Source organism: Streptomyces sp. GLSS-08 (assembly GCF_056387915.1).
Window position 1 is genome coordinate 33381 of the sequence record NZ_JBWJAQ010000034.1, and the last position, 17938, is coordinate 51318.

Sequence of the window (17938 nt, forward strand, 5' to 3'; positions counted from 1 at the left end):
CAGGCCTCTCAGGACTCCCGCGGTCCCCGCAAGGGCGCCGAGGGTGCCGAGACAGGCATGACGACAGGCTTTTCCAAGGGCGAGGAGAACCAGCAATGTCCACCACTGAGCAGCGCGTCGCCGTGGTCACCGGTGCCGCGCGCGGCATCGGGGCCGCGACCGCCGTACGACTGGCGGCCGAGGGCCGTGCCGTCGCCGTGATCGACCTCGACGAAGCCGCGTGCAAGGACACCGTGGAGAAGATCACCGCCGCCGGTGGCACAGCCATCGCCGTCGGCTGCGACGTCTCCGACGAGGCCCAGGTCGAGGCCGCGGTCGCGCGGATCGCCGCGGAGCTCGGAGCCCCGACGATCCTGGTGAACAACGCGGGCGTGCTCCGCGACAACCTGCTGTTCAAGATGGACGTGTCCGACTGGGACACCGTCATGAACGTGCACCTGCGGGGCGCCTTCCTGATGTCCAAGGCCTGCCAGAAGCACATGGTGGACGCCAAGTTCGGCCGGATCGTCAACCTGTCGTCGTCCTCCGCCCTCGGCAACCGCGGGCAGGTCAACTACTCCGCCGCCAAGGCCGGTCTGCAGGGCTTCACCAAGACCCTCGCCAAGGAGCTCGGCAAGTTCGGCGTCACCGCCAACGCCGTCGCCCCCGGCTTCATCGTCACCGAGATGACCGCGCAGACCGCCGCGCGGGTGGGCATGGACTTCGAGGAGTTCCAGGCCGCCGCCGCCACCCAGATCCCGGTGCAGCGCGTCGGCCGCCCGGACGACATCGCCAACGCGATCGCCTTCTTCACCGGCGAGGAGGCCGGCTTCGTCTCCGGCCAGGTCATGTACGTCGCCGGCGGACCCCTCAACTGAAGCCGGGAGACACGGACATGACCACACCTCCCGAACTCTCCGGCAAGGTCGCGCTCATCACCGGCGGCAGCCGCGGCATCGGCTACGGCGTCGCCGAGGCCCTGATCGCCCGCGGTGACCGCGTGTGCATCACGGGCCGCAACGAGGACTCCCTGAAGGAAGCCGTCGAGGCGCTCGGCTCGGACCGCGCCATCGGCGTCGCGGGCAAGGCGCACGACGAGGCACACCAGGCCGTCGCCGTCGAGCGCACCATGGAGGCCTTCGGCCGCGTCGACTACCTGGTCAACAACGCCGGTACGAACCCGGTGTTCGGGCCGATCGCGGAGCTGGACCTCGACGTGGCGCGCAAGGTCTTCGAGACCAACGTCGTCTCGGCCCTCGGCTTCGCCCAGCAGACCTGGAAGGCCTGGCAGAGCCAGAACGGCGGCGCGATCGTCAACATCGCCTCCGTGGCGGGCCTCGCCCCCTCGCCGTTCATCGGCGCGTACGGCATCAGCAAGGCCGCCATGATCAACCTGACCGTGCAGCTGGCGCACGAGTTCGCGCCCAAGGTGCGGGTCAACGCCATCGCCCCGGCCGTCGTGAAGACCAAGTTCGCGCAGGCCCTGTACGAGGGCCGGGAGGCGGAGGCGGCCGCCGCCTACCCGCTCGCACGGCTCGGTGTCCCGTCCGACATCGGCGGCGCCGCCGCGTTCCTCACCTCGTCGCAGTCGGACTGGGTCACCGGTCAGACGCTCGTCGTCGACGGCGGGATCTTCCTGAACGCCGGAGTCGCCTGACGGTCGTGCCGACGCGGGCGCCCCTTGGCAGAAGGGGCGCCCGCGTCGACCTCCACGGCGCGTACAGAGGCATGACAACGTAGTCACGAACGTGCTGATCAAGTGCCCCGCCGGAACGCGGTTCCACCGGCGGGGCACTGCGGTATCGTCTGCCGACCCTTGGTACGGCAGATCGAGGAGCGTGCGCGTGTTCAATCGGAACCGATGTCTGCGTCAGCTGGCGGCGGTCACGTCCATATCCCTGGTGACCGGGTGCGGAGTCCTGTCCACGGACTCCTCCAGCGACAAGGGGCCGATCGTCGTGGGCACCACCAGTGCGCCCAGCACGCTGGATCCTGCCGCCTCCTGGGACGGTTCCTGGGAACTGTTCCGCAACATCTACCAGACCCTCCTGAGCTACCCCTCCGGGGCGAGCGCACCGGAGCCCGACGCCGCCGAGAGCTGCCGGTTCACCGACGACTCCAACCGCGTGTACCGGTGCGTGCTGCGCAAGAACATGAAGTTCTCCGACGGTGACAAGCTCGACGCGCGCGCGGTCAAACACTCGATCGACCGGATCCGGAAGATCAACGTGGACGGCGGCCCGGCCGGCCTGCTGGGCAGCCTGGAGCGCGTCCAGGCGCTGAGCGACCGCGAGATCGTCTTCCACCTCAACAAGCCGGACGCCACCTTCCCGTTCGTCCTGGCCACGCCCGCCATGTCGATCGTCGACCCCGACGACTACCCCGCGGACTCGCTGCGCAAGGACGGCAAGGTCTTCGGGTCCGGGCCGTACAGCCTCCAGTCCTACGAGGAGGGCAAGGAGGCCCAGCTCGTCAGGAACGACCACTACGACGGCTTCGCCGAGCGCAAGAACGACGCGGTCACCATCCGCTACTTCCAGGACTCGGGCCATATGCTCCAGGCGCTCAGGGACAAGGAGATCGACGTCACCTTCCGCGGTCTCGCGTCCAAGGACATCGTGGCGCTCCAGCGGCAGCGGGCCAAGGAGGAAGGTCTCCAGCTCGTGGAGGGCTCGGGCACCGAGATCAGCTACCTGGTGTTCAATCCGAAGGACCCCTGGGCCAAGAAGCCCGAGGTCCGCAGGGCGATCGCCCAGATCGTCGACCGGCCGGCGATCGCGCACAAGGTCTACAAGGACACCGTAGACCCGCTGTACTCCATGGTTCCCAAGGGTTTGGTCGGACACACCACGGCCTTCTTCGACGACTTCGGTGAGCCCAGTACGTCCAAGGCCCGCAAGATCCTCTCCGAGGCCGGCATCACCGAGCGGGTCCCGCTCACCCTCTGGTACACCACCGACCGCTACGGCTCCGAGACGGCACCGGAGTTCGAGGAGCTGAAGAACCAGCTCAACGCCTCCGGCCTGTTCGACGTAAGGGTCAAGGGCCGCCCCTGGAAGACGTACGAGGCGGGCTACCGCAAGGGCGAGTACCCGGTCTTCGGGCGCGGCTGGTTCCCGGACTTCCCGGACGCCGAGAACTTCATCGCGCCCTTCGTGGGCGAGCAGAACGCCCTCGGCACGCCGTACGAGTCGCCCGAGATCACCGGGGTGCTGCTGCCCGAGTCCCGCCGCGAGAGCGACCGCGGGGCCGTGATCGAGGAGTTCGAGGAGGCGCAGCAGATCCTGGTGGACGACGCGCGCCTGCTGCCGCTGTGGCAGGGCAAGCAGTACGTGGCCGCGAGCGAGGAGATCGCGGGCGGGGAGCGGGCGCTGGACCCCTCCACGATCATGACGATGTGGGAGCTGCACCGCAAGACGAGCTGGTGACCGCGGCGCCGCGGGGGCCGCGGGACCGGGGGCGGGGCCGATTGTCAGTGGTCGCCTGTAGGTTCTGAGGCCTGGAAGTGACCGCACATCGGAGGAAGTTGACGTGACCGACATTGCCATGCTGCCCGAGTCCTGGCGCGACGTCCTGGGCGAGCAGCTGCAGCAGCCCTACTTCAAGGAACTCACCGAGTTCGTTGAGGAGGAGCGCGCCAAGGGTCCCGTCTATCCCCCGCGCGAGGAGGTCTTCGCCGCGCTCGACGCGACGCCGTACGAGCGGGTGAAGGTGCTGATCCTGGGCCAGGATCCCTACCACGGCGAGGGCCAGGGGCACGGACTGTGCTTCTCCGTCCGTCCCGGGGTGCGGACCCCGCCCTCGCTGCGCAACATCTACAAGGAGATGAAGGAGGAGCTCGGCACCCCGATCCCGGACAACGGCTATCTGATGCCGTGGGCCGAGCAGGGGGTGCTGCTGCTCAACGCGGTGCTCACCGTGCGCGCCGGGGAGGCCAACTCGCACAAGGGCAAGGGCTGGGAGAAGTTCACGGACGCCGTGATCCGTGCGGTGGCCGACCGTCCCGACCCGGCCGTCTTCGTGCTCTGGGGCAACTACGCGCAGAAGAAGCTCCCCCTGATCGACGAGGAGCGGCACATCGTCGTGAAGGGCGCCCACCCCTCGCCGCTGTCCGCGAAGAAGTTCTTCGGCTCCCGCCCCTTCACGCAGATCAACGAGGCGGTCGCCGCGCAGGGGCACGAGCCGATCGACTGGCGGATCCCGGACCTCGGCTGACGGGGGAGGGGCCGCAGGTGCCCGCGGCGGAGCCGGCCCGGGCGTCACCGGCCTGGCGCAGCGCTGCCCGGAGCCGCCTGACCGTGATTGCCGGTGTCTGCGGTTAGCGTCGTGGAAGAGGGGCGGCGAGCTTGGAGGACGCGGTGGCGGAGCAGCAGGAGCAGGCGGCACCGGACGCGATGATGACCCGGATCGGACAGGCCGTCATGCTCCACCACGGCGGTGATCGCGAAGAAGCCCGGGGCCGTCTCATGAACCTGTGGGCGGAGATCGGTGAGGACGGCGACCCGCTGCACCGCTGCACGCTGGCGCACTACATGGCGGACACGCAGGACGACCCCTCGGACGAACTGGCCTGGGACCTGCGCGCCCTGTCGGCGGCCGAGGAGCTCACCGACGGCCGGATCGCCGAGCACCACCGGTCGCTCGAGGTGCGGGCGTTCTATCCCTCGCTTCATCTGAACCTGGCCGCCGACTACGTGAAGCTCGGCCGCTCCGCTGCCGCCCGCAGTCATCTGCGCCGGGCCCGGAGCGCGGTCGGGGCCCTAGGCGACGACCCCTACGGGGACGGGGTGCGGGCGGCGATCGGCCGCCTCGAACTGAAGCTGGGTGAGGAAGGCGGGCCGCAGGAGCGCCGGGACTCCGCGCCGGGCCCTGGCCCCTCATGGGGCGCCGGGCCTGCGCGGGGGCCCGGGCACGGTTCCGGCTCCGGAACCGCTCCGGGGTCCCCGCCCGGCGGCGGCCCGACGGGGGAGACCCCGAGGCCACCGCGACAGGGGCGGCCGTAGCCGGGCGCTCCAGCGGTTCCCTGGGGAGACAGGGGCGGCCGCCGGGGAGGCCGGGCGGCCCCTTCTGCGGTCGTGTCCGGCGTCCTTCGTGCCGTCGGGGTGCCCGCTGCCGCGTCCCCTCGGCGTCAACGCCCGTACGTGCCCTTGCAGATGACCGCTTGCGGGCTGTCCGGTACCCAGCCTCCGTACGTCTTGCCGAGCGCGCAGATGTCCGCGTTCTTAGCGTGTCCCCGGGGTCCGGGCGGAACGAGGGCCGGGGCGTCGGGCAGGTGCCGTTCCGGCGGCGGGTTCTCGTGCCGTGGACGGGGAGGGGCCGGAGGTGGCGCCGCCGGAGCCGCCGTCCGGTGCGGCGCCGGGGCCGGCGAGGGGTGCCGGGACGGGCCGACGGGTTCCAGCGCCTCCCGGGCCGGGGCCTGTACGACACGCGGCGCGGTGCCGCCGTCGGAGCGGGCCGCCGACGGCGGGGACGGCGCGGGTGGCGGGCCCGAAGCGGGAGGTCGCTGAACCGTCATACAACCCGACAGGGCCGAGACGGCCAGAGTGACCAGAAGCGTTGCGGTGGTCGTCGTTCGATGCATCCAAGCAACTCTGGTCGGTCCTGGCCGCTTTGGGGAGCGGACAGGCGGAGGATGCCCCACATGGGTGAGCCATCGGGGCGGTTCCCCGCGGCCTGGCCATCCGGCCATCGAGGCGGAGCCTTGGCCTGTCCGGCCGGACTTCGCGGGGCGGCCGTGCTCCAGGCGCCAGTCGTCCCTGGGCCGGTGTACCCGGGCGACGGCCTCCGGGGCCCGCGTCCAAGCGGCCCGGCGTGGTCAGCCGCTCAGCATTCCGTGCAGCAACTCGCTCAGGCTGTCCCGCAGTTCGTCGGCAGTCGGCACGGAGGCGTGGAACCCGCCCGCCACGCACGAGAACATCAGCCCGTCGCACCACGCCGCCAGCGACAGCACGTGCCGCGCCGGTGCCGGTGAACCGGCCGCGGTGACCAGCGCGGCCAGCGGATCGCGGAAGCGCTGTCCTGCCGCGTCGAAGAACGTCCGCAGCTCGGGGCGCCGGGTGGCCTCCAGGGCCAGTTCGTAGCGGGCGATCAGCAGCTCGTGGTGACGGGTCAGGTACCGGTGCAGCGCGAGGGCCAGTCCGTCGGCGAGCGCGTCGAGACCGCCCCGGGGGTCGGGCAGATCCTCGGGCAGGAGGACCTGCGCCTCGCGTTCCGCCAGTCTGCGGACGGCGGCTTCCAGGAGCGCCAGCCGGGTGCGCGCCTGGTTGGACGTCGAGCCCTGCGGGAGCCCCGCCGCCTCGTCGACGGCCCGGTGGGTGAGGCCTCGCATGCCGCGCTCGGCGAGGAGGGCGAGCGCGGTGTCGGCGATGAGTTCGGTGCGGGAGGCGCCGGTGCTGCGTACGGGCATGAGGACAACCTACCCGCGTCACTACATCTGTAGTAACGTCGAGCCTACGGGTACTACAGATGTAGTGACGCGGGAGGCCGGCTGCCGGCTCCCGCATCCCGCGGAGAAGGGTGAGGTGGAGTCATGGCACGGTCGTCGCACGCCGTCGTGGTCGGGGGCGGCATCGGAGGCCTCACCGCGGCGGTGGCCCTGCACCGGCGCGGCTGGCGGGTCACCGTGCTGGAGCGGGCCTCCTCCCTGGCGCCGCTCGGTGCCGGGATCTCCCTCGCGCCGAACGCCCTGCGCGCCCTCGACGTCATCGGGCTCGGCGACGAGATCCGCGATCTCGCCGCATGGCAGGGTGACGGAGGTCTGCGCAACCCCGGTGGACGCTGGATCTCCCGGGTCGACGCCACCGCCCTGGCCGAGCGCTTCGGCGGCCCCCTCGTGGTGCTGCACCGGGCCAGTCTCATCACCAGCCTCGCGGCCCGCCTCCCCGGCGGATGCATCCGGACGGGGGCCCGCGCGACCCTCGCCGACCCCGGCGACACCGGCCGTCCGGCCCGCGTCGCCACGGCGGAGGGCGAGCTGGAGGCCGACCTGGTGGTGGCCGCCGACGGCATCAACTCCGCCGTACGCGGGGCGCTCTTCCCGCAGCACCCCGGGCCCGTCTACTCCGGGTTCACCACCTGGCGCGTCGTCATCGCGGTACCGGGCCTGCGCTTCGCCTCGCACGAGACCTGGGGACCGGGACGCCTCTGGGGCACGCATCCGCTCAAGGACGGCAGGATCTACGCGTACGCCGCCGCCGTGACCCCGGCGGGACAGCGCGCCCGTGACGACGAGAAGGCGGAACTGCGACGCCGGTTCGGCGACTGGCACGACCCCGTCCCCGCCGTCATCGACGCGGCCGGTGCCGCCGACGTCCTGCGGCACGACGTCCATCACATCGCCGACCCCCTGCCCGCCTTCCACCTCGGCCGGACCGCACTGCTCGGCGACGCAGCGCACGCCATGCCGCCCACCCTCGGCCAGGGCGGAAACCAGGCCATCGAGGACGCCGTCGTGCTCGCCCACCACGCCGGTCCGCCCGGGGCCGGCCGGGAGCTGTCCGGCCTCGCCGCGTACACCGCGGACCGCAGGCCCCGTACCACCGCCATCGCCCGCCAGGCCGTCCGGATCGCCCGGCTGAACATGATGCGCAGCCGCGCCGGTGCCGTCGTGCGCGACACCGCGATCACCGTCCTCTCCCAGGTGGGACCGGGACTGTTCCTGCGCGGCTTCGACGGCATCGCCGACTGGCGGCCGCCCGGGCGGCCGTATGCTTCCGGCGAGGTACGGAGCCCCGAGCGGACTCCCTGACATCGCCCGCACTCGTCGAGGAGACTCCCGTGAAGGTCGGCTGCATCGGACTCGGTGACATCGCACGCAAGGCGTATCTGCCGGTGCTGTCCACCCAACCCGGGATCGAGCTGCACCTGCAGACGCGCACGCCCGCGACGCTCGCCGAGATCGGGGACGGCCTCCGTCTCCCGGCCGCGCAGCGGCACACCGACCTGTCGGAGCTCCTCGCCCAGGACCTGGACGCGGCCTTCGTGCACGCGGCGACCGTCGCTCATCCCGAAATCGTGACGCGGCTCCTGGAAGCGGGCGTACCGACGTACGTCGACAAGCCGCTCGCCTACGAACTCGCCGAGTCCGAGCGCCTGGTGCGGCTCGCCGAGGAACGCGACGTGAGTCTCGCCGTGGGCTTCAACCGCCGCCACGCACCCGGCTACGCGCAGTGCCTCGAGCATCCGCGGGAGCTGATCCTGCTCCAGAAGAACCGGGTGGGACTGGCCGAGGCGCCCCGCACGATGATCCTCGACGACTTCATCCACGTCGTGGACACGCTGCGGTTCCTGGTGCCGGGTCCGGTCGACGACGTCACCGTACGGTCCCGGTCCGAGGCCGGCCTGCTCCACCACGTCGTGCTCCAGCTCGCCGGCGACGGCTTCACGGCGCTCGGCGTCATGAACCGGCTGAGCGGATCCACCGAGGAGATCCTCGAGATCTCGGGTCAGGACACCAAGCGGCAGGTGGTCAACCTCGCCGAGGTCATCGACCACAAGGGACAGCCGACGGTGCGGCGGCGCGGGGACTGGGTGCCGGTGGCCCGGCAGCGCGGCATCGAGCAGGTGGTGCTCACCTTCCTCGACGCCGTACGGGCGGGAAAGGTGCTCAGTGCCCGGGACGCGCTGGCGACCCATGAACTGTGCGAGCGGGTCGTACGTGCGGTCGAGGAGCCGTCCGCCTGAGCCGCGGAGACCTCAGGCACTCGGTCACGCCGAGCGCGGCCAGCACCAACAGGGCCGTGTGCACCGGCCAGTCGCCGAAACGGACGTACGGCGTGACGCCACGGGCCGGCGGCACCTCGTAGACCGCCGAACCGCTGGTACCGGTGCCGAGCCGGGGACCGACCCGCTCGCCGCTCGGCCCGTAGACGGCGGAGACACCGGTGAGTGTGGCGTGCAGCATGGGGCGGCCGGTCTCGGCGGCCCGCAGCGCCGCCAGCGAGGCATGCTGTGCGGGCGCCCAGCTGTGCTGGAACGACGACGTCGACGACTGCGCGACCAGCACCTCGGCGCCGTCCTCGGTGAGCCGGCGGCTCATGTCGGGGAACGCCGACTCGAAGCACACCATGGGGCCCACGCGCAGCCCGTGCCCGACGTTCATCACCACCTGCTCGCTGCCGTTGCGGCGGTCCTCGCCCGCCGCCTTGCCGACGGAGGTGGCCCAGCCGAGCAGCGAGCGCGCCGGTATGTACTCACCGAAGGGCACGAGCCGCATCTTGTCGTACCGGTCGCCCGTCGGGCCCTCGGGACCGACGAGGACGGAACTCTTGTATATGCCGGGGCGATCGGAGCGCCGGGCGTCCACGTTCACCAGGATGTCGGCGCCGGTGAGCCGGGACAGGGCGGTGAGCCGGCCGGCCAGGTCGGGGCGGTCGGCCAGGTCGAAGCCGACGCTGCTCTCGCCCCAGACGATCAGATCCGGCTTCCGGCCCGCGAGCCGCCGGGTGAGTGCCTCCTCGCGGGCGAAACGCTTCTCGCCGCTGTCGGCACCGTCGACGACGCCGGGCTGGACCACGGCGATCCGGACACCGCCGTCCGCGTCGGGACGCGGCGACCACACCCAGGCGGCGGACGCCGCGGCCACCGTGGCCAGCAGTCCGGCCAGGGCGGGGATCCGCGACTCGCGCACCGAGACGAGCACGGCGACCGCGACGTTGAGCGCCACCACCAAAAAACTCAGCAGCCAGACCCCGCCCACCGAGGCGAGTCGCAGCGCGGGCTCCACCTGCCACTGGCTCGAACCGAGCAGCCCCCACGGGCCGCCCAACCCCTGCCAGGACCGGACCAGTTCGACCATCAGCCAGCCCGACGGCAGCACGAGGAGCGCACCCACCAGCCGGCCGGGCGTGGGCACCCCGGTCAGGAACCGGCGCACCAGCCAGCCCCACGGCGCCCACAACGCACCGAGCAACGCCGCTATGACGACCGTGAACACATGCAGGCTCGGCAGCAGCCAGTGGTGCACGGCCAGCATGAAACCGAGCCCGCCGAGCCAGCCGTCGTACGCCGCCCGCCTGCCGGTGGGTGCCGAACGGATCAGCAGGATCCACGGCACCAGGGCGACGTAGGCGAACCACCACAGGGACGGCGCCGGGAACGCGAACATGGGCAGCGCGCCGGCCAGGAGAGCCGCGGCGCCGCGCCACCGGCGGGAGGCGAGCCGGTCACCGGTCATGCTCATACGGTCTCCCTCTCCCCGGTGCGTGCCTCCCCAGTCTGCCCAGCGGAAGAGATCTCAGACAGCTCAGGTGCCGACGGCTCGGCTCCCGGGTGTTCGCGCAGGTCGGTGCCTCGGTGCCGGGCGACCGCACCGGTGCGGAAGCCCCGTTGTCAGGGCGGCCGCTCAACTGCCGTTGGGCGGTTGGTCCTTCGGCCCCTCGGGGGAGCCGGGTTGTTCTGACCGGCCGGCGTGCCGATGCGGCTGCTCGGGGGACGGGGCCGCGAGGGTGCGCCACTTCTCGTGGACGACCACCTCGCTCAGGCGCCACCCGTCGGACGTACGCAGCAGCCCGAAGGCGTACCGCCCGCCGCAGACGAGGTCCGGCTGCCCGGAGGGCACCGCCGCCGTGGAGCCCGCGTCGCGCCGCGCGAACCGCATGGGGTTGACGTAGTCGGCCCGGACGCGGGCCGTGTCGCCGGTGTCCTGCTCCAACGCTTCGAACCGGACCCGCCGGTTGACGATCAGATGCTGCCGCACGGAGAACAGCCCCATGCTCCGGGCGAGCCACCCGACGATCTGCGCGGCGTCCCCCTCGATGCCCCCGGCGGACCGGTAGTCGGCACGGCCTCCCGGAGCGAACAGCGCCCGGTACGCCTCCCAGTCGCCGTCGTCCACGGCCACCGCGTAGTCGGTGATCAGTTCGTCCACGGCCAGCCGGTCCATCACGGTCGCGAGCTCCACACGCTGCGTCATCGGCTCAGTGTTGGCCACCGGAGGGGATCAGCCAAGGGGCGTGCGGGGCTATTCGCTGGCCTTCGTACATGTGCGCGACGGATCCTGTTCCCGTGAACGACCGACTCCCGCCGACACGGCCCGCGTTCCAGGTCCGCGCCCGGCACACCCCGTCCACCCTGACGCTCTACCAGGCATACCCGCCGGGGATCGGCGGGCCCGCGGCACGGGAGGGCCGGTTCCCGTCGACGTGGAAGCGCGACCGGATGACATGAATCATCGAGCAGCGTTCACGGGCCTGTGCCGCCATGTGCCCCACGGGTGATGCCGGCAGTTGTGCCCGGATTACCGGTCAGGGACGCAGGTGGGCCAGGAGTTCTGCACCGGCGGGGTATTCCTGCTCCTTGGGGAGCAGTCGGGTGGCTGAGTCCAGTTCGCCGTCCCTGACGAGTGCGTGGATCTCGTTGGCGAGCGGGGTCACATCGCTGATGGACACGATCCACTCGGCCGCGTAACGCGACGATGCTTCACCCGAGAGCCCCAGTTGCAGCGAGCGGTGTGGCAGGGGACGCAGGTGCAGATCGCGTTCGGGATCCCACTGGACACGGGCCGGTGCGCGCTTGAGGTCACGCTGCCAGGTGCCGCGATCGGGATGCAGTCCGCGAACGTAACTCGACAGGCAGGCATGGCGCAGCGCCCAGTCGAAGCCGTGGCGAGTGATTTCGACGGCGAGGACGGTCTCCTGCCCCTCCTTCGTGCCCCAGCCGGAGCGGTACATCATCCACATGAAACTGGGTTTGATCCACGTCATGCGGCCAGGCTTCCACGCGGCGGGGAAACGGCCCTCTCGGATGGCGGGCAGTCCGATCTCAGGGGGGTACGCCTGGTAGACGGTGATCGTGGACGCCGTGTGGAGCGCACGGATCCTGCGGTGCGGTTCTTCCATGGCGTACAGGGTGGGCTCGGTCAGCTCAGGTGACCACCGGTTTTCGACCCGTTGCCCGATCCGACGGAGCACGCCGGCCGCAGGCGGCAGGCGGTTGCCCGTGCGAGCCAAGTAGCGTCCGGCACACGGAGCGGCATCTCGACAGTGCCGTACTCGATGGACCGACGTGTCGGGCGCGGTCGTTCGTCAAGTGTCTCTCTCGGTGCTGAACTCAGATTCCGCGTTCTGGGCCGTACGCCTCGCGGGCGTGCCGGCCTGGTCCTGCGGGCGGGAACTCCAGCCACACAGGGCCGGGGTAGGAGTTGCACTGTCCCAGCCCGCCATCTCCTCGCCGATCAGGTAGTTGTCCCTTGTCCGGTGATGGAGGCAACCGGGCTGGGATGCGATGTCAGCCGTTGAAGCGGCCCACCCCACTGCGGCGTCGGCCGACGGGGCGAGAGCGCTGCGGTGGGGTGGCGGCGGCCCAAATGCTGAAGCTGTCGTCACCTTCGTCCGAGCTGTGCGGGACAGGCCCTGGGCGACGTAGAAACGCATGGGGGCCACGGCCAGGCGGGGCGCAGCGGCACGGGGTGAAGTCCTTCGGCGAGCCTCCACCTGCTGTGCGGTATGTCCGCCACACAGCGCCACACGGTCGGCGCCCATCGCGGCCTGACCACCACACCGATGGTGTCCGTCAAAGCGGAACAAGCTCACCTCGCAGCTCTGCCGACGCAACGCATATGGTCCCGGCCCGGGCATCAGGCCCGGGCCGGGACCTCTATCGGCCGGCGACTCCGCGTCGGCCAGGACTTCAGAAGGCGCTGTTGCTGCAGCCCGCGGTGGAGCCGACGGTGGTGGCCTGGGCGCCGGGGTTGCCCTCGCCGTTCAGCAGGTTGCCGCCCAGGCCGTTGAGCAGGCCGACCTGGCCGAGGACGTCCGCGTTCAGGTCGTGCGACTGGCAGGTGGAGTGCTGCCTGACGACGAACCCGTCGCCGTGGTCACCGGCATGGGCCGTGCCGCCCACGAGTCCGATGCTGCCGATCGCGGCGATCAGGACGGCCACGTTGCGAAGCTTGCGCATGTCATCTCCGTTGGAGTGAGTGGGTGCGATCTAGGGAAGATCGACTTTTACAATTCCGGGAGATTAGTCTGGAAAATGCCGAAACGGGCGCTGGCGCGCCGGGTCTCATGATCGCGCAGCAGAAGCACCCGAAAGCCTTAGCGCATGCGAACGGAACCGTCCGTGGCCACCGGGCCGGCAGGCGGTGGCGGTCGGTGCTGACGCTCCGCACGGCAACAGAGAACAGCCTCAAGGCTGCGGGGGCCTTCAAGCCGGAAGCGGGGAGCGCGCCGACGAGACGGGAGACCGTCGGATCGCAATCGCCAAAGGCGCGAGGCCGGTAAGCCCCAGCCAGGGACATCCTGGGAATGGAAAGGTCTGTGAGCGAGGCCTGACATGGATCAAGCCGTCGTTCCTCTGGATGATGTACCGCTGCGGATGGGGTGCCAGAGAGGGGCAGGGGACCGTGCCGGCCGTCGAGATCAGCCGCGCCGGGTTCGTGTGGGCGCTGGGGAACGCCTGCCTGTCCCACTACGTTCCGGAGCTGCACGACGACCGGCAGGCCTGGAAGCGGCAGTTGAGGCAGGCTCTCGTGCGGGTGCGGTGGAACCCGGAACGGGACCTGCGGCTCGCCCCGCCGCCGTACCGCTCTCTCCAGCTGGGGCTGGCCGGCGAGGCCGCCACGCGGTACGCGGACGAGTGGATCGTGGGCATCGAGGACGTGACGTCGCTCGCCGGTGACATCCACGCGCACGTGCGGGCCGGAGAACCGGAGCGCGCGGCGGCCCTGTTGCCCCTGGAACCGCCGTACCCCCTCGACGAGGAGCTTCTCGCACATCTGCGCGCGTAGGGTGGTCCGGCGGGATCGCTGGATCCCCGGGCGTCACTAGGAGACACGCATGGCACGTCCCGTCACGGTCGTCACGGGCGGCAGCCGGGGAATCGGCGCCGCCACGTGCGTGCGTCTCGCGGCGGACGGGCATGACGTGGTGCTCGGGTACGTGAGCGACGGCGCGGCCGCCGAGCGGACCGCCGCCAACGTGCGTGCGACGGGGGCGCGTTGTGTCACCGTCCGTGTGGACACCTCCGTCGAAGCCGACGTGGACCGTCTCTTCGACACGGCGGCGTAGCGGCTGGGGCCCGTGACGGGACTGGTGAACAACGCCGGTGTGACGGGGCCCCTCGGCAGGCTCGCCGACGCCGACCCCGCCGACCTGCGGCGGGTGGTCGAGGTCAACCTCCTGGGCACGCTGCTGTGTTCGCGCCGGGCCGCCGGGGCGATGGCCGCACGGGGCGGCGGCGTCATCGTCCACGTCTCCTCCGCCGCGGCCACGCTCGGCAGCCCCGGAGAGTTCGTCCACTACGCGGCGACGAAGGCGGCCGTCGACGCTCTCACGCTGGGGCTCGCCAAGGAGCTGGGCCCGGACGGCATCCGGGTCAACGCCGTCGCCCCGGGCATGATCGACACCGAGATGCACGCGGCGATGGGGGACCCGGGCCGCGCCGAGCGGGCGGCCGGGTCGATTCCGCTGCGCCGGGCGGGCCGCGCCGAGGAGATCGCCGCGGCCGTCGCGTGGCTGATGTCACCGGACGCCTCGTACACGACCGGGGCCGTGCTGCGGGTGGCGGGCGGACGCTGAGCTGCACAGCCGAGGGGAGGGGGTCTCGGCCCCCGGGGCACCAGGACTTCGCCCCGAGGGCGCCGGGGGAACGCGCGGGGCGGCGCCGGACCGTTCGCCAGACTGCTCGGCTGGAGGCCGGCGGTCAGGCCGCTTCGACGACCTCTTCGCGGATCGCCGCGGCCCACTCCACGACCAGGAGCGCGTACTCCGCCCGCTCCTGAGCCGACAGGGAACCGCCCGTACGCATCCACAGGGCGCGAATCTGCTCATTTAACTCGGCCGCAGACCGCACGGAACCAGGGGTCATGGAATCGGGGGACATGCGCACCAGCCTAGGCGCAAGGACTGACGCTGCGCTACCGGACGGCTACGCAAGCCGTATGTGGTTGGTCACGGTGGATCCTGGTGAAACCTGTCGCGATGGATGCCACCCGGGGTCGCCAGGGAGTCACTGATGCTCTTCGAGGTGCTGGAGCGCCATCCCGCACTCGCCTCGCGGATGCGCGCGTCGGGTGCCGGTCTCCTCGTCCGGGGCCGACTGGGCGACGCGGTTTCCCCGAGCCGTGAGCCGTTCCGGAGCCGGAAGCCGCCGCGGCCGTCCTCACGACCGCCCCGGTCGGTGCTCGGGCGGGCGCCGCCCCGGGGTTCCGCAGACCGCGCGGGCCCTGAGCCGGCCGGCGGCACCCGGGCCGGACCCGGCAGGAGGGCGGCCGGGGAGGCCTTCCCCCCTCAGCCCGCGGACTCGGCCGCGTGCGGGCTCAGTGCCCCCGTCGCCACGAGCGCGATGATGACGATGCCCAGCACGATCCGGTACCAGACGAACGGCATGAAGCTCTTAGTGGTGATGAACTTCATGAACGAAACTATGTCGACGTGTCCTGAGCGGCTTTGACCTGCTGGTTTCCACCTCTTTTCAAGATCGAATGGTAGAGCAGTGGGAGATGGCACCACTTTCCTGTGCTCGCGCTGGCCGCGAAGCGCAGCCACATGGTTTGCACTTTTGTACGGCGTGAGCGCGTGTGGGGCCGTTCGCCAGCTTGCGCGCGAGGCCAGTCGCTTCCAGACCCAGGTCGTCGTTCGGGACGACGCGGTTGACGGCGCCGGACAGTCCGCGCCCCGAGCTGGACTTCCGCTGTCGGTGACCGGATCCGAAATCACCTGTGCCGTGAAGTCGCAGGTCAGGGGTCTGGTGTGCGTGGAGTTCTGGATGCGCGGGCTGGCGCGGGCGACATGCAGGTCCCTTCCGCCTCATCCATCGCCTACGAGACAGCCGAACCGCCACGGAGAACACGGAATCCGGTCGAAGGCGCGCGACGGTAGAAGCGTTCAGATCATGCTCTGACCAGTAAAAACAGTCACGACCAGCCTGCTGCAGCCCTGTGCGTCTCAACTCATGCGCACAAGCCTCGACGGAGGTCGGTCACAACCTAGCTTTGCAGCGTGACAACCGTGTTCTACACGTTCTACACTTGCGTTATGAGTGCACGCGTACCCGTGAGAGAACTAAATCAGAACACCTCAAACGTCATCGCGCGCGTCAAGGCGGGCGAGACCATCACCATCACGCAGAACGGCGAAGAGGTTGCCACCATCGCTCCGAAGGGAGGTCCCGTGAGTGAACCCACTTATCCCTTCCGCACAGACCCTATGGGCCCCTTTGCTGACCTGCCAGTCCTCGACGGCGAGGCTCCCAGTGATGACGAGCTGACCGGCATGCTGCGTGACATGGGAAGTCATGGGCTTGACTGACTCCAACATCCCGGTCGCCATCGTTGATGCCAACGCCTTGGTGCGCCTTATGTTTCGCGATGACCGACTTCACGAAGCAACCCGTGGCGCAATGGAGAGTATCGGGCATCTCGTAGTCTCGCCCATGGTGATGGCTGAGGCCGACTACCTGCTGACCAAGCTGCGCGGCCCATCTGCCAGCACCAACCTTCTCAACTTCATAGTCAGCCAAGTAGACAAACGCCGCTGGTCCATTCCGGACATTCAGCCCCATATGCACACAGCGTTGACTGTCATGGAAGCCTATAAGGACGCGAGGGGCGGAGACGGCGTCGGGCTCGCCGACGCTGTCAGCGTGGTCCTTGCCGAGCAATACCGCACCAATGTGCTGGTGACTACGGACAGCGATTTTCGCATGATCCGGCCGCTGAGTGCCCACGACGCTTTTCGGCTCTTGCCCGAGGACCTCTAAAAGGCGGCATCACCTGCGCCATAGAGACCTGGCTCCGCGCAGGGTGGTGTCCGACTCCTGCCCGTTCACCGACCGGTTCGCGGCGCCTGCGTGCCGTCGGTGGGCGAGGTCGGCGGCGGCCTGCCGACGTAACGGGACGGTCACCGTATTTCGTCGCCGCCACACCATCTTCGACAAGCCCGGCGCCGCACACTTCTACGACCGGATCGCCTGGTTCAGCAAGGGTTCAGCAGCAGCGCCCCGTCCTAAACCTGGAAGCCGTCGCCGGAGGCCAGGTCGACTTGTTGGCGATGTGCGCTTTCTGTCCCGGTGGCGATCTCAAGGGACCTGTCGACGGCACTGGCAGGTTGACCGACCGGCGAGATGATTTTCGAGTGGATAAGGCTGGGAGGAGCAGCAGCAGTGTTCCGCGGGAACGTCCCGCCAGCTCACGCTCTTGCACAGCACGTAGACGATGCCACGCAACGCAGCCCGGTCATCCGCGCGCAACCGCCCAGGATACCGATGTCGCCTCGGCGGACGAGCCGGCAAAAGCGGGGCCACACGCTCCCACCACCCCGGAGGGAACTCCGGCCAGGATCGGAGGCATCGGGCCGGAGAGCGACCAGGTTCGCCGACAAGGAAGCCTGAACGACTGGGTTCGCTGTCAGACGCCTCGATTGAATGACGGCGAACAGATGCGTCTGCGCTACGGCGGATCCGCCAGTACTTCGGGTTTCGCCCTCTACCTCGCGAGCACCGATGCGTACCAAGACGACCCCTCATACACCACCTCAAGGTGAACTGGGACCAGGCCGCAAGGCGATCGATTGCACGGAGCGAAGACCCGGGCACCATCGACGCTTAGCCGCTCCGCAACTCGGTCGGCCGCATCCTCGACCAGCGCCCTGTGGACGGCACCTACAGCAGTCTCCCAGGTCAGTGCGCCGAACCACTGCGGACGCGGCCATTCGCGCAGGACCTGGATCCTTAGGACTCCGTCCTCACCACGGCGATGGACCTCAAACCGGCCCATCTTCGCAACGACTTCGGTCCCGTTCCGAAACCGAGCAGAGGCGGACATCTCCGATGCGAGCTCTCGCGTCACCAACCCGCCAACTGGTAGCTGCGCGCCTTCTTCATACCGCATGTCTAACGAGCTCGTGCACGACAAGCGGTGAGACGTCGGGCCCGTGATGGTTGATCATGGTCGGGTGGTGGGGAACAGGGCTCGCGCAGTGATCATCAGCAACCGTCGCATCACGGGCCTGACGGGCGCCGT

16 protein-coding genes and 4 pseudogenes are annotated in these 17938 nt (G+C 70.2%); 12 read left to right on the plus strand and 8 right to left on the minus strand.

Annotation, left to right across the window (positions count from 1 at the left end; all coding sequences use genetic code 11):
• Positions 1 to 95: 95 nt before the first annotated feature.
• From fabG to AC0ZLC_RS33205, 5 genes and pseudogenes are all read left to right on the plus strand, one after another.
• Entirely contained in the window at positions 96 to 857 is a 762-nt protein-coding gene (gene fabG, locus AC0ZLC_RS33185) for a 3-oxoacyl-ACP reductase FabG (RefSeq protein WP_476755644.1), read from the plus strand.
• A 17-nt stretch (positions 858 to 874) separates the two neighbouring features.
• Positions 875 to 1636 (plus strand): SDR family oxidoreductase, encoded by a 762-nt coding sequence (locus AC0ZLC_RS33190; RefSeq protein WP_476755645.1) that lies wholly within the window; start codon positions 875 to 877, stop codon positions 1634 to 1636.
• 187 nt (positions 1637 to 1823) lie between these two features.
• A complete protein-coding gene (locus AC0ZLC_RS33195; protein WP_476755646.1) occupies positions 1824 to 3407 on the plus strand; it encodes an ABC transporter substrate-binding protein in 1584 nt (527 codons plus the stop codon).
• 103 nt (positions 3408 to 3510) lie between these two features.
• A complete protein-coding gene (gene ung, locus AC0ZLC_RS33200; RefSeq protein ID WP_476755647.1) occupies positions 3511 to 4194 on the plus strand; it encodes a uracil-DNA glycosylase in 684 nt (227 codons plus the stop codon).
• Positions 4195 to 4337: 143 nt separating this feature from the next.
• Positions 4338 to 4856: pseudogene (locus AC0ZLC_RS33205) on the plus strand (hypothetical protein); the annotation flags it as partial.
• Positions 4857 to 5794: 938 nt separating this feature from the next.
• Here the strand turns inward: AC0ZLC_RS33205 and AC0ZLC_RS33210 are convergent.
• Positions 5795 to 6385: a TetR/AcrR family transcriptional regulator gene (locus tag AC0ZLC_RS33210; RefSeq protein WP_476755648.1), complete on the minus strand. Its 591-nt coding sequence runs from the start codon at positions 6383 to 6385 to the stop codon at positions 5795 to 5797.
• Positions 6386 to 6508: 123 nt separating this feature from the next.
• On the opposite strand from AC0ZLC_RS33210, the gene AC0ZLC_RS33215 reads away from it, so the two are divergent.
• Both AC0ZLC_RS33215 and AC0ZLC_RS33220 read left to right on the plus strand, forming a co-directional pair.
• Positions 6509 to 7726 (plus strand): FAD-dependent oxidoreductase, encoded by a 1218-nt coding sequence (locus AC0ZLC_RS33215; RefSeq protein WP_476755649.1) that lies wholly within the window; start codon positions 6509 to 6511, stop codon positions 7724 to 7726.
• A gap of 29 nt (positions 7727 to 7755) precedes the next feature.
• A complete protein-coding gene (locus AC0ZLC_RS33220) occupies positions 7756 to 8661 on the plus strand; it encodes a Gfo/Idh/MocA family protein (protein WP_476755650.1) in 906 nt (301 codons plus the stop codon).
• On the opposite strand, the gene lnt is transcribed toward AC0ZLC_RS33220, so the two are convergent.
• Both lnt and AC0ZLC_RS33230 read right to left on the minus strand, forming a co-directional pair.
• Entirely contained in the window at positions 8585 to 10159 is a 1575-nt protein-coding gene (gene lnt, locus AC0ZLC_RS33225) for an apolipoprotein N-acyltransferase (protein ID WP_476755651.1), read from the minus strand. The two genes, AC0ZLC_RS33220 and lnt, sit on opposite strands and share 77 nt — an antisense overlap.
• 162 nt (positions 10160 to 10321) lie before the next feature.
• Entirely contained in the window at positions 10322 to 10891 is a 570-nt protein-coding gene (locus tag AC0ZLC_RS33230; protein ID WP_476755652.1) for a nuclear transport factor 2 family protein, read from the minus strand.
• Between the two features lie 68 nt (positions 10892 to 10959).
• Here AC0ZLC_RS33230 and AC0ZLC_RS33235 point away from each other — a divergent pair.
• A pseudogene (locus AC0ZLC_RS33235) lies at positions 10960 to 11142 on the plus strand (DUF4291 family protein); the annotation flags it as partial.
• A gap of 80 nt (positions 11143 to 11222) precedes the next feature.
• On the opposite strand, the gene AC0ZLC_RS33240 reads toward AC0ZLC_RS33235, so the two are convergent.
• Both AC0ZLC_RS33240 and AC0ZLC_RS33245 read right to left on the minus strand, forming a co-directional pair.
• On the minus strand, positions 11223 to 11816 hold the full coding sequence (locus tag AC0ZLC_RS33240; RefSeq protein ID WP_476755653.1) for a DUF4291 domain-containing protein: 594 nt from the start codon (positions 11814 to 11816) through the stop codon (positions 11223 to 11225).
• Positions 11817 to 12606: 790 nt separating this feature from the next.
• Positions 12607 to 12876, minus strand: a complete 270-nt coding sequence (locus tag AC0ZLC_RS33245; protein WP_476755654.1) for a hypothetical protein — start codon at positions 12874 to 12876, stop codon at positions 12607 to 12609.
• 370 nt (positions 12877 to 13246) lie between these two features.
• Here AC0ZLC_RS33245 and AC0ZLC_RS33250 point away from each other — a divergent pair.
• Both AC0ZLC_RS33250 and AC0ZLC_RS33255 read left to right on the plus strand, forming a co-directional pair.
• Positions 13247 to 13705 (plus strand): annotated as a pseudogene (locus tag AC0ZLC_RS33250) (DUF4291 family protein); the annotation flags it as partial.
• Between the two features lie 49 nt (positions 13706 to 13754).
• Positions 13755 to 14495 (plus strand): annotated as a pseudogene (locus AC0ZLC_RS33255) (SDR family NAD(P)-dependent oxidoreductase).
• 124 nt (positions 14496 to 14619) lie between these two features.
• On the opposite strand, the gene AC0ZLC_RS33260 reads toward AC0ZLC_RS33255, so the two are convergent.
• Positions 14620 to 14799 carry a hypothetical protein gene (locus AC0ZLC_RS33260; RefSeq protein ID WP_358852806.1) on the minus strand — a complete coding sequence of 60 codons (180 nt, stop codon included), beginning with the start codon at positions 14797 to 14799 and terminating at the stop codon, positions 14620 to 14622.
• Between the two features lie 407 nt (positions 14800 to 15206).
• The gene (locus tag AC0ZLC_RS33265; RefSeq protein WP_476755659.1) at positions 15207 to 15332 is read right to left on the minus strand and encodes a UDP pyrophosphate phosphatase; all 126 of its coding nucleotides are present in this window, start codon (positions 15330 to 15332) and stop codon (positions 15207 to 15209) included.
• A 585-nt stretch (positions 15333 to 15917) separates the two neighbouring features.
• Here AC0ZLC_RS33265 and AC0ZLC_RS33270 point away from each other — a divergent pair.
• Complete coding sequence (locus tag AC0ZLC_RS33270) at positions 15918 to 16226, plus strand: type II toxin-antitoxin system Phd/YefM family antitoxin (RefSeq protein WP_476755655.1); 309 nt, start codon at positions 15918 to 15920, stop codon at positions 16224 to 16226.
• Entirely contained in the window at positions 16213 to 16677 is a 465-nt protein-coding gene (locus AC0ZLC_RS33275; RefSeq protein ID WP_476755656.1) for a PIN domain-containing protein, read from the plus strand. Before AC0ZLC_RS33270 ends, AC0ZLC_RS33275 begins: the two co-directional genes overlap by 14 nt.
• Positions 16678 to 16995: 318 nt before the next feature.
• Here the strand turns inward: AC0ZLC_RS33275 and AC0ZLC_RS33280 are convergent, their stop codons facing one another.
• Positions 16996 to 17514 carry a transposase gene (locus tag AC0ZLC_RS33280; protein WP_476755657.1) on the minus strand — a complete coding sequence of 173 codons (519 nt, stop codon included), beginning with the start codon at positions 17512 to 17514 and terminating at the stop codon, positions 16996 to 16998.
• Positions 17515 to 17938 lie beyond the last annotated feature (424 nt).